The organism is Streptomyces sp. NPDC002206, assembly GCF_053593595.1.
The window spans coordinates 50,003-62,339 of sequence record NZ_JBSFCW010000004.1; the positions used below are offsets into that span (position 1 = coordinate 50,003).

Here is a 12,337-nt window from a genome sequence, read left to right on the forward strand (position 1 = left end):
CGGGCGAGGAGGCAACGGTGCCGGTGGAAGTCACCTGGTGGGGTCATGCCACCTGCACCATCGAGGACTCCGGAGTCCGTGTCCTGACCGACCCCCTTTTCGTGCGCCGCCTCGCCCACCTGCGCCGCCGCCGCGGCGCGCTCCCGGGCCCCGAGGCCACCGTCGCCGATGTCGTCCTCATCTCCCATCTGCACTCCGACCATCTGCATCTGCCGTCACTGGCCTGCCTCGCGCCCGGCAGCCGGCTGATCGTGCCGCTCGGCGCCGTCCGTTCCGTACCGGGGCTGCGGATGCTGCGTCGGGTGCGCGGGCTGCGGATCACCGAGGTGGCGGCCGGTGACGAGGTGCAGGTCGGCGGCGTGCGGGTCCGGGCCGTCCCCGCACAGCACGACGGGCGGCGGCTGCCGGTGGGCCCGCACCGTTCGCCCGCGCTGGGCTATGTCGTCGAGGGCGAGGCGCGCACGTACTTCGCCGGGGACACCGGACTGTTCGACGAGATGGCGGAGGCGGTCGGTCCGGTGGACGTGGCGCTGCTGCCGGTCGGCGGCTGGGGCCCGTATCTGGGCCACAGCCATCTGGACGCGGGCCGTGCCGCCCAGGCCCTGGCCCGGCTGGCACCGCGATCGGCCGTGCCGGTGCACTACGGCACGTACTGGCCGATCGGGATGGACGGGGTCCGGCCCCACGAGTTCCACTCACCGGGCGACGAGTTCGTCCGTCAGGCGGCTCTGCTGGCACCGGACGTGACGGTGCACCGGCTGGCCCACGGGGAGCATGTGCGGCCGGAGGCCGCCAGGTGATCCAGGAGGTCGTGGGGCAGCTGCCCCCTGAGTCGACACAGCAGGCCGTCGGCTATCCGTCCCTGTTCCTGTTGGTGGCGCTGGGTGCTCTGGTGCCGGTGGTTCCGACCGGGGCGCTGGTGAGTTCGGCGGCCGTGGTGGCGTTCCATCAGACGGACCCGTTCGCGCTGCTGGTGGTGTTCGCGGTGGCGTCCTCGGCGGCGTTCCTCGGGGACATTTGCCTGTACTGGCTGGGGCAGCGCGGGGTGCGGTCCAGGAACGGTTCGAAGTGGCTGCAGGCGATCCGCGACCGGGCGGCGCCGGAGCGCCTGGCCCAGGCGCAGCAGAAGCTGGACGAGCACGGTTCGGTGGTGCTCGTGCTGTCGCGGCTGGTGCCGGCCGGGCGGATTCCGGTGATGCTGGCGTGCCTGCTGGGCCGGATGCCGATGCGCCGGTTCGCCCGGGGGGATGTGCCGGCCTGTCTGGCGTGGGCGGCGACGTATCAGCTGATCGGCATTCTGGGCGGTTCGCTGTTCCCCGAGCCGTGGCAGGGCGTGGTCGCGGCGGTCGGCCTGACGCTGCTGATCAGCGGGGCGCCCGCGGTGTGGCGCAGGGCGCGGGCCCGGTTCAGCCGCTGAAGCCCTGGGGCGGCTGCGGTGAGCGCGGGGTGCGGGCCCCGTCCAGCACCCGGGAGCCACCGATCGGCAGGTCCCAGAGGTGTTCGCGCGGATGGCCGGCCCGCTGCCAGGCGGCATGGAGCCTGGTGAGCGGTTCGAGTACGGGCTCCGCCGAGAGCAGGAACGTCGCCCAGTGCATCGGCGCCATCGCGCGGGCGCCGAGATCCTCGTACGCCTGCACGGCCTCTTCCGGATCGGTGTGTACGTCGCCGAGCCACCAGCGCGGTTCGTACGCCCCGATCGGCAGCAGGGCCAGATCGATCCCGGGGTGGCGGCGGCCGATCTCCGTGAACCAGTGCCCGTAGCCGCTGTCCCCGGCAAAGTAGACCCGCTGTCCGCCGCCAACGCCGATGCCGTTGATGATCCATCCGCCCCACAGTGAGCGGCAGGTGTCGGTGAGGGTCCGCTTCGACCAGTGGTGGGAGGGCACGAAATCGAAGCGGACGCCGTTCAGCACCGCCGACTCCCACCAGTCGAGCTCGGTGACGCAGGAGAAGCGGCGGCGACGGAACCATCGGCCGAGACCGGCGGGGACGAGGAGCGGGGTGTCCTGCGGCAGTCTGCGCAGGGTGGGGGCGTCGAGATGGTCGTAGTGGTTGTGACTGATGACCACCGCGTCGACCGTCGGCAGATCCTCCCAGCGGACGCCGACGGGCGTGATCCTGGCGGGTGTGCCGAGGATACGGCGGGACCAGACGGGGTCGGTGAGGATGGTCAGCCCGCCGGTCCGGACGATCCAGCTGGCATGTCCGACCCACGTCACGGTGGTCGTGCCCGCGTCGGTGTCGGGCAGCGGTCCGGGGGCGTACGGGAGCCGGTGGACGCCGCGCAGTCCCTCCGCGTCGGGCCGTACGGTGCGCTCATGGGCCAGCCTGGTCATGCCCCTGACACTAGGGAGCGGCGCGGTGAGCCGGTCGGCGAACGTGTCGGGCCAGACCCTCACCTCGCCGAGGGGGCGCGGTGACACGATCCGGCCGAGGGGAGCCGGGCGCGCGGGCCCGTCGAGGGAGCGCTCGGTCTGTTCCGTCATCGAGGGACTCCCGTCTCGGAGTGCGGCGTCGAGTGGGCCATCGCGGGTGCGGCGCCGCGGGTACGGCGTCGCGCAGGCCATCGGGGACGCCGTCGGGTATGCCGTCGTCAGTGGAGTTCGCCGAGAGCTGCTGTGAAAATGCTCAGCGCTCGGGCGACGTGCGGCAATTCGAGGGGCTCCACCGCAGTGAGGGACTCCATCTGCTGCTCCGGCGTCGAGCCCAGCAGCGGCCCGGTGCCCAGCCGCACCCGCAGCGCACCCAGTTCGTCGCCGAAGCGGTGGCCTCCCGGGGTGGGAGCGCCGAGGCGTTCGGTGAGGTACTCCTCCAGTTCCAGGGAGTCCGTGACACCTTGGGTGGCCAGCCGGGACCGGAGAGGGCCGAGGTCGGCGTAGAGATGACGGCCGGCCTGCGGGGGTCTGGCCAGCGCCCCCGAGGCGAGCACCGCCCGGTGGGCCGCGGCCGCGACCTGCGCCTGCAGCCCGGCGGCCAGGCGGACCCGCGCCGTGACGGGCTCCGGTTCACGCAGCGCATGGGCGGCCGCGGCAGCCACCGGTCCCGCGACGAGGGCGCCGAGCGCGGTGAGGATGTCGAGGGTGCGGGCGTGCCGCGCCGCCGCCCGTTCGGTGTCCGGGAATCTGGCGACCGCGACCGGCCAGGCGGACGGAGTCAGCGCACCGGCCAGATCACAGACGACGGTGACGTCCTCGGGGCACATCTCTGCGGGGCTGAGCAGGACGGTGTCGTGCGGCCGGTGCAGGGTGTCGCGCCAGGTCTCGTCACTGACGATGTGCATCCCCTCGGCGACCGCGGCCTCGCACGCCTCGCGCACGAGCTCCGGCGGCGCGACCGTGGCGGTCGGGTCGTCGACGACGGAGATCAGCAGGAGCCGGGGTCTGCCGCCCTCGGCGCGCACTCTGCGTACGGTCTCGAGGAGCGCGTACGGATCGGGCACGCCGCCGCACTCGGCCGGGGTCGGCACATGGTAGGCGGGCCGGCCCAGCAGCCGGGCCTGCGGGATCCAGGTGGGGGGACAGGGGCGCGGCATGAGGACATCGCCACCGTGTGCGGCGATCAGGGCGAGCAGCAGGGGTGAGGCGCCGGGGGCGGCGGCGATGTGCTGCGGTCCGCCGCGCAGTCCGCGCCGGATCCAGTAGGCGGCGGCCGCCTCGCGCAGGGCTTCGCCGCCGCCGGTCGGTTCGGGCTCGCTGCGCCCGGCCGCGGCGGCGAGCACGCCGGCCAGTTCGGGCAGCACCGGCAGCCCCGGATCAGGGGCGGGCGGCCCGTACCGAACGGGCCCGCGGTCCTCCCGAAGGGGCCGGACGGCGGCCCGCCCGGCGCCACTCCCGGCCGGTCCCGCAGCCCCGTCCTGCCCGGCCCGCTCGGCCCGCTCGGCCCGCTCCCGCGCCATCCCGGGCCTCCTTCGCTGTCGCTCCGTCACCCTGTCTCGTCCTCAGGGCCCTTTATACGGAGGTTTGAGCGACACCGCTTGCCCGGCCGGGCGACACACCGGCCGCCCCCGGGCGGGCCGGCCGACCGGGAGCACCCTCCCGACCGGGAATGGCACCGGGACCCGACGGCCCCATTGACACTCGGCCCGCCGCGTCATTACGGTCACGCCAGAATTTCGAACGAGTGACGAAATATCGAACACGTCGAGGGGCAACTCCCGTGCGCATCACCGGAATCAGCACACACGTCGTCGGCACCCCCTGGCGCAACCTCACCTACGTCCAAGTCCATACGGACGAGGGGCTCACCGGTGTCGGCGAGACCCGGATGCTCGGCCGCACCGACGCACTGATCGGTTACCTGCGCGAGGCGGAGACCAACCACATCGCCGGCTCCGACCCGTTCGCCGTGGAGGACCTCATACGCCGGATGAAGTACGGCGACTACGGCCGGGCCGGAGAGATCGTGATGTCCGGCATCGCGGTCGTCGAGATGGCCTGCTGGGACATCAAGGGCAAGGCGCTCGGCGTCCCCGTCTGGCAGCTGCTCGGCGGACAGGTCACCGAGCGGGTCAGGGCGTACGCGAACGGCTGGTACACCACCGAGCGCACCCCGGAGGCGTACCACAAGGCGGCGCGGGCCGTCGTCGAGCGCGGCTACCGCGCCCTGAAGATCGACCCGTTCGGGACCGGCCACTTCGAGCTGGGGCAGCAGGAGACCCGGTACGCGGTGTCGCTGATCGAGGCCGTACGGGACGCCATCGGCCCCGACGCCGAGCTGATGCTGGAGATGCACGGCCGGTTCAGCCCGTCGACCGCCGTACGGATCGCCCACGAGATGGCACCGTTCCGTCCGGCCTGGCTGGAGGAACCGGTGCCGCCGGAGAACCTCAAGGCGCTGAGCAAGGTCGCCGGCAAGGTCGATATGCCGATCGCGACCGGTGAACGCATCCATGACCGGATCGAGTTCCGTGAGCTCTTCGAGTCACAGGCGGCCGACATCATCCAGCCGGACGTCGGCCACATCGGCGGCATCCTGGAGGCCCGCAAGCTCGCCGCGACCGCCGAGACCCACTACACGCTGATCGCACCGCACAATGTGGGCGGCTCGGTGCTGACCGCCGCCAGTCTCCAACTCGCGGGCTGCACTCCCAACTTCAAAATCCTCGAACACTTCAACGACTTCGCGGACGCCGACATCAAGAAGGTCGTCAAGGGCGCCCCGCAGGTGGACCCCGCAACCGGCTGCTTCGAGCTCTCCCACGCTCCGGGCCTCGGCGTGGAGCTCGACGTGGACGCGGCCGCCGAATTCCCGCAGCAGCAGGCCCGGTTCGATCTGTGGGCGGACGGCTGGGAGAGGCGGCAGCCCAAGTGAGCAGCACCCGCTCACGGTCGGTCACGGTCGAGCGGCCCGGCGAGCACCGGCTGACCAGCGGCCCCGTTCCCGAGCCCGGTCCCGGTGAGGTCCGGGTGCGGGTCGCCGCGGCCGGGATCTGCATGAGCGACCGCGAGGTGTACGACGGCCATCGCGACCCCGCCTATGTCCGCTACCCGGTGGTGCCCGGCCACGAATGGTCCGGGGTGGTCGACGCCCTGGGCGCAGGCGTCGATCCGGCGCTGCTCGGCCGCCGGACGGTCGCCGAGGGCTTCCGGTCCTGCGGCAGATGCGAGCGGTGCCGGAGCGGGGAGACGTCGCTGTGCACGGCGGGGTACGACGAGACGGGGTTCACCCGGCCCGGGGCGTTCGCCGACCATGTCGTGGTCCCCGCACGGCTGTTGCACCCGCTGGCCGACGACGCGGATCTGCGGGCCGCCGCCCTGCTGGAACCGGCAGCGGTGGTCGCTGCGGCCGTACGGGCCGGGACACCCGAACCGGGTGAGCGCATCGCCGTCGTGGGTGCGGGGACGCTCGGGCTGCTCGCCGTGCAGCTGCTCTCCGCCATGTCCCCCGGAGAGCTGACGGTGATCGACCCACGGGACGAACGGGCAGGCCAGTCCCTGGCGTTCGGGGCGAGCGAAGCCCGGACCCCGAAGGAGGCCACCGAGGTGCACGGCCGCTACGACCTGATCGTGGAGACGGCGGGCGCGCCGTCCACCGCCGCCGACGCCTGCTTGCTGGCGCGGCGCGGCGGCCGGGTGGTGCTCACGGGCATGTTCGCGCCGGGTGCCACCGGTATCGATCCGGTGCATCTGTCGCTGAGCCAGCTCACCGTGCGCAGCGTGTTCGGGGCGCCGTCGGCGGCCTGGTCCTATGCGGTGCGGGCGTTCACGGCCGGGCTGCTCGATCCGGCGGCGCTGATCACTCACGAGTTCCCGCTGGAGCGGTTCGCGGATGCCGTGGCGCTGGTCGGCGGCGGCGGTTCCGGGACGGGCAAGGTGCTGCTGCGCCCTTAGAGCCCCTTCGGCCCCACCGCTCTCCTCACACCACGCACCGATACCGCCCCACACACGTCCACCCGAACCTCGTCCGATATATCGAACACGAAAGGTCGCTCATGACCTCGTCCGACTCCCCCGCCCGTCGCCCCGGCGAGCCCGCGCTCACCGAGCTCGGGCTGGGCGCGCCCGCCGCCGACCCGGCCGACACCTCCCCGTACGCCTTCCCCGACGGTGGCACCTGGCGGACCGAGGTCCCGTCCGTCGAAGGCCCGGAGGCCCTCTCCGTCGTCCTCAAGGAGTCCTCCCGGCTCGATGTACCGATCCACCGGATCAGCCAGGGCAGCGGCATCTGGATGCTCAGCGACGCCGAGATCACCGAGATGGTCGAGGGGTGCGCCGAACGCAGCGTCGAACTCTGCCTGTTCACCGGACCGCGCGGAAGCTGGGACACGGGCGCCGCCACCCGTACCGACTCGGGCGGGGCGGGGCTGCGTGCCCGCGGCCATGACGCACTGGCCGGCTGCGTCGAAGACGCCCTGCGGGCATCCGAGTTGGGTGTGAAATGTCTGCTCGTCGCCGACGAAGGGGTGCTCTGGACACTGCACCGGCTGCGTACCCGGGGCGTGCTGCCCGCCGATACGACATTCAAGGTGTCGGCGCTCATCGGGCCGGTGAACCCGGCCTCCTTCGCGGTCCACGAGGGGCTCGGCGCCGACTCGATCAATATTCCGTCCGACCTGACACTTGCTCATTTCACCGAGATCCGACGGGTGTCGGGCGCACCGATGGACCTCTACATCGAGGCGCCGGACGACCTCGGCGGCTATGTGCGGATGTACGAGGCGGCCGAGCTGATCCGCCGCGGCGCCCCGATCTATCTCAAGTTCGGCCTGTCCAGGGCGCCCGGCATATATCCGTACGGCGCGCATCTGCGTGATGTCGCGCTGGACACGGCCCGAGAGCGGGTGCGTCGGGGGCAGCTGGCCCTCGACCTGCTGGCCCGGCACGGCGCCGGCACAAACATGTCGCCGCTCGGCTCCCGGCTGCCCGGCCCGCTGCGCCGCTTCACGAGCGAGTAGCGCGCAGCGCGGCCGAGTTCCTCGAAGCTCCCCGCCCGATTCAGCCCGCGAAGGCCGTCCCCGGCATCCCTTGCCCCGCGCCCGGCAGCACCAACAGCGAACCGGACAGCGGGTGCGGGGCGACGAGCCCCGTCCGGGCCGTGGAGATGTACAGGTCGCGCAGGTCCGTACCGCCGAAGGCACAGGCCGTCGGGCGCCGCACCGGCAGTGCGACGGTCCTGTCCAGCGCGCCGTCGGCCGTGTAGCGACGCAGCGCCCCTCCGTCCCACAGGGCGACCCATACGTATCCGTCGGCATCGACCGTCATCCCGTCGGGGAAACCCGCACCCTCCTCGACCGTCACGAACGGCCGCCGGTTCAGGGCGCGCCGGCCGTCGAAGTCGAAGACGTCGATGCGGCGCGTCGGGGTGTCGATGTAGTACATGAGCCGCCCGTCCGGGCTCCACCCGATGCCATTGCTGCAGGCCACTACGGGCAGCACCGGGGTGACCGTGCCGTCGGGTGCGATGCGGGCCAGGCTGCCGCCGACCTCCGCCTCGTTGTAGCGCATGCTGCCCGCCCACAGCGCCCCGTCAGGCGCCACGGCCGCATCGTTGCCGCGCCGCCCGGGCTCGGGGTCGTGCACCAGCCAGCGGAAGGCACCGTCGGGGTCGTAGAGTCCGATGCCGTCGCGCAGATTGACGACCAGCCCGCCGCCCGCGCGCGGCTTCGCCGCTCCGACATGCTGCTCGGTGGCCATGACCGTGCGGCGGCCGCTCACCGGGTCGTACGTGTGGACGCGGGCGGAGAGGATGTCGACCCAGATCAGCCGACCGGTCGCCGGGTCCCAGGTCGGGCCCTCGCCGAGCTCGGCCTGCTCCCGCACGGCCACGTCGAGGCGCATCCCGCTCACCGCTCCCTCCGGTGGTGTCCGAGACGGGCGGAGAGGGCGTCGGCGCCGTCCGCCGCGAGGACCGCCAGCTCCTGCTCGCGCTTCTCGTTCCAGCGGATCATCGGTACGGAGATGGAGAGCGCGGCGACGACCCGGCCCGCCCGGTCCCGTACCGGAGCCGCCACACAGCTCACATCCGGGTTGGACTCACGGTGCTCCACCGCAATACCCCGCTCCCGCACGCCGGCGAGCACGGTCCGCAACTCGGCAGGGTCCGTAATGCTGTTGGGGGTCATGCCGGTGAGTTCGCGGCCGTCGAGCCGGGCGTCGAGCTCCCGGTCGGGCAGGGTGGCGAGCAGCATCTTGCCGACAGAGGTGCAGTGGGCGGGCAGCCTGCGTCCGGCCGCCGAGACCATCCGTACCGCATGGGTGGAGTCCACCTTGGCGATATAGATGACGTCGGTGTCCTCCAGGATCGCCACATGGACCGTCTCGCCACAGGTCTCGGCGACTTCGCGGGCCACCTGCTGTCCCTCGGCGGCGAGGTCGAGCTGCTCGGCGTACCGACTGCCCAGCTGATAGGTGCGGACACCGAGGCGGTAGCGGCCGGGCTGGTCCGGGAGCGCCACCAGGTACGAGCGGGCGGCGAGGGTGGTCAGCAGCTCGTGAACGGTGGTGCGCGGCAGCTGGAGTTTGCGGGTGACCTCGGGCGCGGAGAGTGTTCCGTCGCCGTGGAGGAAGAGTTCGAGTACGTCCAGGGCTCTGGTCACCGCAGGGACGAGTCGCCCCATGTTGTGCACCCACCTCTCGCGTTCGACACTCCGACCATTGGCCGGAATCGCGAACACAGGCTAGTCGTAGCGCACTTGTGACGGCAATGCCGCCGACCCGTCCCGATGCCCCGCCGATTCGCCGATGTGACCCGTTTACCACCTCTTTGTTCAGACCTGCCGCCCGAGCAGCGCGAGCAGCTCGGTCTGCGGGTCTGCGCCCTTCTCGGTCTTGACGGGCGGGGCGAACAGGCCTGTCTGCGACAGAGCTTTCACGTACGGCCCGACCTCACGCCGGGTGAACTCGACGAGATCCGCCGGCAGCCGTTCGTCGGCGCCGATCGCCCGGGAGAGGTCCCAGGAGTGCACCACCGCGTCGCTCACCATCTGCGCGCAGTAGGCGTCGGCGGCGCTGTCCCCGTACGAGAGATTCACGGTCCGCTTCAGCGCTCCGGGGGCGGCGAAGGCGTCGCGGGCCTCTGCCGCCGCACGGTCCCACACGGTGACCGGGTCGTCGCCCAGCACATCGCCGTCGAAGGCGTCACCGACCTCGGCGACGGTACGGCCCTCCGTCAGCAGCGGTGGGACCCACAGCTGCTCGGACGTGAGATGGGTGACCAGATCGCGGACGGACCACTCGGTGCACGGCGTCGATGCGGACCACTGGTCGTCGCGCACGGCATGCACCCGGTCCGTGAAGAGCTGGAGTGCCGCGGCGTGCCGGTCGAGCAGGTCGCGGACGGAGGAATGGTGAGATGACATGTGACCACTGTCTCCGTCCGGAGAGCCGCGCGCGAGCGCGTCTGCTGCTTCGGCGCGGCCGAAAAGGGTATCCGCAGTCCCATGTCGTCTCCGAGCAACGCGTCCTCAGTCCCCTCGCCCACCGGACTCCGTACCTGGCTGCACCGGCGCGATCTCGCCGTCTTCCGGAGCGTGGCCGGCCGGCACTGGCCGGGCGCCGGCCCCGTACTGCCGCGGCTGAGCCGCAGTGCCGATCACGGGCTGCTGTGGTTCGGTGCCGCGGCGGGCATGGCGGCACTCGGCGGCAGCGCCCGGGCCCGGCGCGCCGCGCTCCGCGGGGTGGTCTCGCTGGCCGTGGCCTCGGCCGCGATCAACACCGTGGGGAAGGGTGCAGTGCGCAGGGAGCGGCCGGTACTGGACGCCGTACCGGTGATACGGCGGCTCACGCGCCAGCCGTTCACCACCTCCTTCCCGTCCGGTCATGCCGCGTCGGCGGCGGCTTTCGCGACGGGCGTCGCCCTCGAATCGAAGGGCTGGGGTGCGGCGGTCGCCCCGCTCGCGCTGGCGGTCGCCGCTTCCCGCGTCTATACGGGGGTCCACTATCCGAGTGATGTGCTGGCCGGTGCGGCGCTCGGCATAGGAGCCGCGTTCGCGCTGCGCGGTGTCGTACCGACGCGAGGACAGCTGCCCGCGCCGGGCAGACCACCCGCCCATGCGCCCGCCCTGCCGGGCGGCCGGGGCCTGGTGGTCGTCGTCAACCAGGAGTCCGGCTCGGCGACGGCCACGGCCTCGCTGGTGCGGGACTCGCTGCCGCTCGCCGAGGTGGTGGAGTGCGCGCCCGGCGAGCTCTCCGCCGAACTGGAGAAGGCTGCCGGACAGGGCCATGCGCTCGGGATCTGCGGGGGCGACGGCACGGTCAACAGCGCCGCTGCCGTCGCCGCCGCGCACCGTGTGCCGCTCGCGGTGTTCCCCGGCGGAACCCTCAACCACTTCGCCTACGACCTGGGCATCGAGACGGTGGACGACGTATGTGCCGCGCTGGCCGCGGGCGATGCGGTACGGGTGGACCTCGGCCGCTTCCGGCCGGGGCCGGACGGGCCGACCGGCGCGCCGGGCTACTTCCTCAACGCCTTCAGCCTGGGCGCCTATCCCGAGCTGGTACGGACCCGCGAGCACTGGGCACCACGTATCGGCGGCTGGCCGGCAGGCGTCCTGGCCGCGCTCCATGTACTGCGCGGCGATCGCCCGCTGGAAGCCGAACTGCAGGGGGAGCGGCGGCCGTTGTGGCTGTTGTTCGTGGGTAACGGCCTGTTTCGGCGGGTGGGCCCGGCACCGGGCCGACGCCACAACCTCGCGGACGGACTGCTGGACGTCCGGGCGGTGCACGGCGGCCGCACACCCGGCCTTCGCCTCCTCGCGGCTGCGGTTGCGGGCCCGTTGACCCGCTCCCCCGTTCATGCGGCGGTCCGGCTTCGCAGGGTGCGGATCGCCGGCCTGACCCCTGGCACACCCTATGCGTACGACGGCGAAGTAGCGCACAGCCAGAGGGAGTTGGTGATCGACAAGCTTCCGGAGGCGCTGACCGTCTACTGCCCGATGCTCGTGTGAGCCACCAAGTGGGTCGTCCAGATACCAAGACGTCCATCTCAGAGTCCGACATCTCGGCGTACCGTTGGTGCCACGCTCAGTGCTTCGCATCACGCTCCGGGAGAGGACGCACAGCCATGCCGAAGGAGACCGCCGTCTACACGCACGGCCACCACGAGTCGGTGCTGCGCTCGCACCGCTGGCGCACCGCCGCCAACTCGGCGGCCTATCTGATCGGCGAACTCCGGCCCGGCATGGCGGTGCTGGACGTCGGCTGCGGTCCGGGCACCATCACCGCGGATCTGGCGGCGCTGGTCGCCCCCGGCCGGGTGACTGCCGTGGACACCTCCGGCGAGATCCTGGACCGGGCCGCCCAGGTCGCTGCCGAACGCGGCCTGGACAAAATCGAGTTCACCACCGCCGACGTGCACGACCTGGACTTCCCCGACGACTCCTTCGACGTCGTGCACGCCCACCAGGTGCTGCAGCATGTGGGCGACCCGGTGCAGGCGCTGCGCGAGATGCGGAGGGTCTGCCGCCCCGGCGGCATCGTCGCGGCCCGCGACAGCGACTACGCGGCGATGGCCTGGTTCCCTGAAGTGCCGGTCATGGACGCGTGGCTGGAGCTGTACGGGCGGGTGGCCCGCGCCAATGGCGGCGAGCCGGACGCGGGCCGGCGGCTGCTCTCCTGGGCCCGGCAGGCCGGCTTCACCGACATCACGCCGTCCGCCGCCGCCTGGTGTTTCGCCACGCCGGAGAACCGGGTCTGGTGGAGCGGTCTGTGGGCGGACCGTACGGTCGGCTCGGTGTACGCGAAGCTGGCCGTGGACGGTGGCCATGCGACCACCGAGCAGCTGAACGACATCGCGGCGGCCTGGCGCACCTGGGGTGAGCAGGACGACGCATGGTTCATGGTCCCGCACGGCGAAGTGCTCTGCCGCGCCTGACGCAGCCGGGCCGGCCACGGGAATCGAT

12 protein-coding genes are annotated in these 12,337 nt (G+C 72.3%); 7 read left to right on the forward strand and 5 right to left on the reverse strand.

The annotated features are described in order from the left end of the window. The first annotated feature begins 17 nt into the window (after positions 1 to 17). The gene (locus ACWCP8_RS10675) at positions 18 to 800 is read left to right on the forward strand and encodes an MBL fold metallo-hydrolase (RefSeq protein ID WP_451115400.1); all 783 of its coding nucleotides are present in this window, start codon (positions 18 to 20) and stop codon (positions 798 to 800) included. Next, positions 797 to 1,417, forward strand: a complete 621-nt coding sequence (locus ACWCP8_RS10680; protein WP_352267276.1) for a DedA family protein — start codon at positions 797 to 799, stop codon at positions 1,415 to 1,417. The genes ACWCP8_RS10675 and ACWCP8_RS10680 overlap by 4 nt, the downstream gene beginning before the upstream one ends. Here the strand turns inward: ACWCP8_RS10680 and ACWCP8_RS10685 are convergent. Further along, positions 1,407 to 2,486, reverse strand: a complete 1,080-nt coding sequence (locus tag ACWCP8_RS10685) for an MBL fold metallo-hydrolase (protein ID WP_451115403.1) — start codon at positions 2,484 to 2,486, stop codon at positions 1,407 to 1,409. The two genes, ACWCP8_RS10680 and ACWCP8_RS10685, sit on opposite strands and share 11 nt — an antisense overlap. Positions 2,487 to 2,593: 107 nt before the next feature. After that, positions 2,594 to 3,895: an aminotransferase class I/II-fold pyridoxal phosphate-dependent enzyme gene (locus tag ACWCP8_RS10690; RefSeq protein ID WP_451115405.1), complete on the reverse strand. Its 1,302-nt coding sequence runs from the start codon at positions 3,893 to 3,895 to the stop codon at positions 2,594 to 2,596. 260 nt (positions 3,896 to 4,155) lie between these two features. Between ACWCP8_RS10690 and ACWCP8_RS10695 the strand changes: the two genes are divergently transcribed. The 3 genes from ACWCP8_RS10695 (at position 4,156) to ACWCP8_RS10705 (ending at position 7,393) form a co-directional block, all read left to right on the forward strand. Beyond that, complete coding sequence (locus ACWCP8_RS10695) at positions 4,156 to 5,310, forward strand: mandelate racemase/muconate lactonizing enzyme family protein (RefSeq protein ID WP_451115407.1); 1,155 nt, start codon at positions 4,156 to 4,158, stop codon at positions 5,308 to 5,310. Beyond that, positions 5,307 to 6,329: a zinc-dependent alcohol dehydrogenase gene (locus tag ACWCP8_RS10700; protein ID WP_451115409.1), complete on the forward strand. Its 1,023-nt coding sequence runs from the start codon at positions 5,307 to 5,309 to the stop codon at positions 6,327 to 6,329. The genes ACWCP8_RS10695 and ACWCP8_RS10700 overlap by 4 nt, the downstream gene beginning before the upstream one ends. A gap of 101 nt (positions 6,330 to 6,430) precedes the next feature. Beyond that, positions 6,431 to 7,393, forward strand: a complete 963-nt coding sequence (locus ACWCP8_RS10705) for a hypothetical protein (protein WP_451115411.1) — start codon at positions 6,431 to 6,433, stop codon at positions 7,391 to 7,393. 40 nt (positions 7,394 to 7,433) lie between these two features. Here ACWCP8_RS10705 and ACWCP8_RS10710 read toward each other — a convergent pair whose 3' ends face one another. From ACWCP8_RS10710 to ACWCP8_RS10720, 3 genes are all read right to left on the reverse strand, one after another. Continuing rightward, positions 7,434 to 8,276 carry an SMP-30/gluconolactonase/LRE family protein gene (locus tag ACWCP8_RS10710; RefSeq protein WP_451115745.1) on the reverse strand — a complete coding sequence of 281 codons (843 nt, stop codon included), beginning with the start codon at positions 8,274 to 8,276 and terminating at the stop codon, positions 7,434 to 7,436. Between the two features lie 5 nt (positions 8,277 to 8,281). After that, entirely contained in the window at positions 8,282 to 9,055 is a 774-nt protein-coding gene (locus ACWCP8_RS10715) for an IclR family transcriptional regulator (protein WP_355998762.1), read from the reverse strand. Between the two features lie 150 nt (positions 9,056 to 9,205). Next, a complete protein-coding gene (locus tag ACWCP8_RS10720; protein WP_451115413.1) occupies positions 9,206 to 9,796 on the reverse strand; it encodes a TIGR03086 family metal-binding protein in 591 nt (196 codons plus the stop codon). 81 nt (positions 9,797 to 9,877) lie between these two features. On the opposite strand from ACWCP8_RS10720, the gene ACWCP8_RS10725 reads away from it, so the two are divergent. Together ACWCP8_RS10725 and ACWCP8_RS10730 are read left to right on the forward strand one after the other, a co-directional pair. Beyond that, a complete protein-coding gene (locus ACWCP8_RS10725; RefSeq protein WP_451115415.1) occupies positions 9,878 to 11,383 on the forward strand; it encodes a phosphatase PAP2 family protein in 1,506 nt (501 codons plus the stop codon). A gap of 116 nt (positions 11,384 to 11,499) precedes the next feature. Next, positions 11,500 to 12,309, forward strand: a complete 810-nt coding sequence (locus ACWCP8_RS10730; protein ID WP_451115417.1) for a class I SAM-dependent methyltransferase — start codon at positions 11,500 to 11,502, stop codon at positions 12,307 to 12,309. Positions 12,310 to 12,337: the final 28 nt, after the last annotated feature.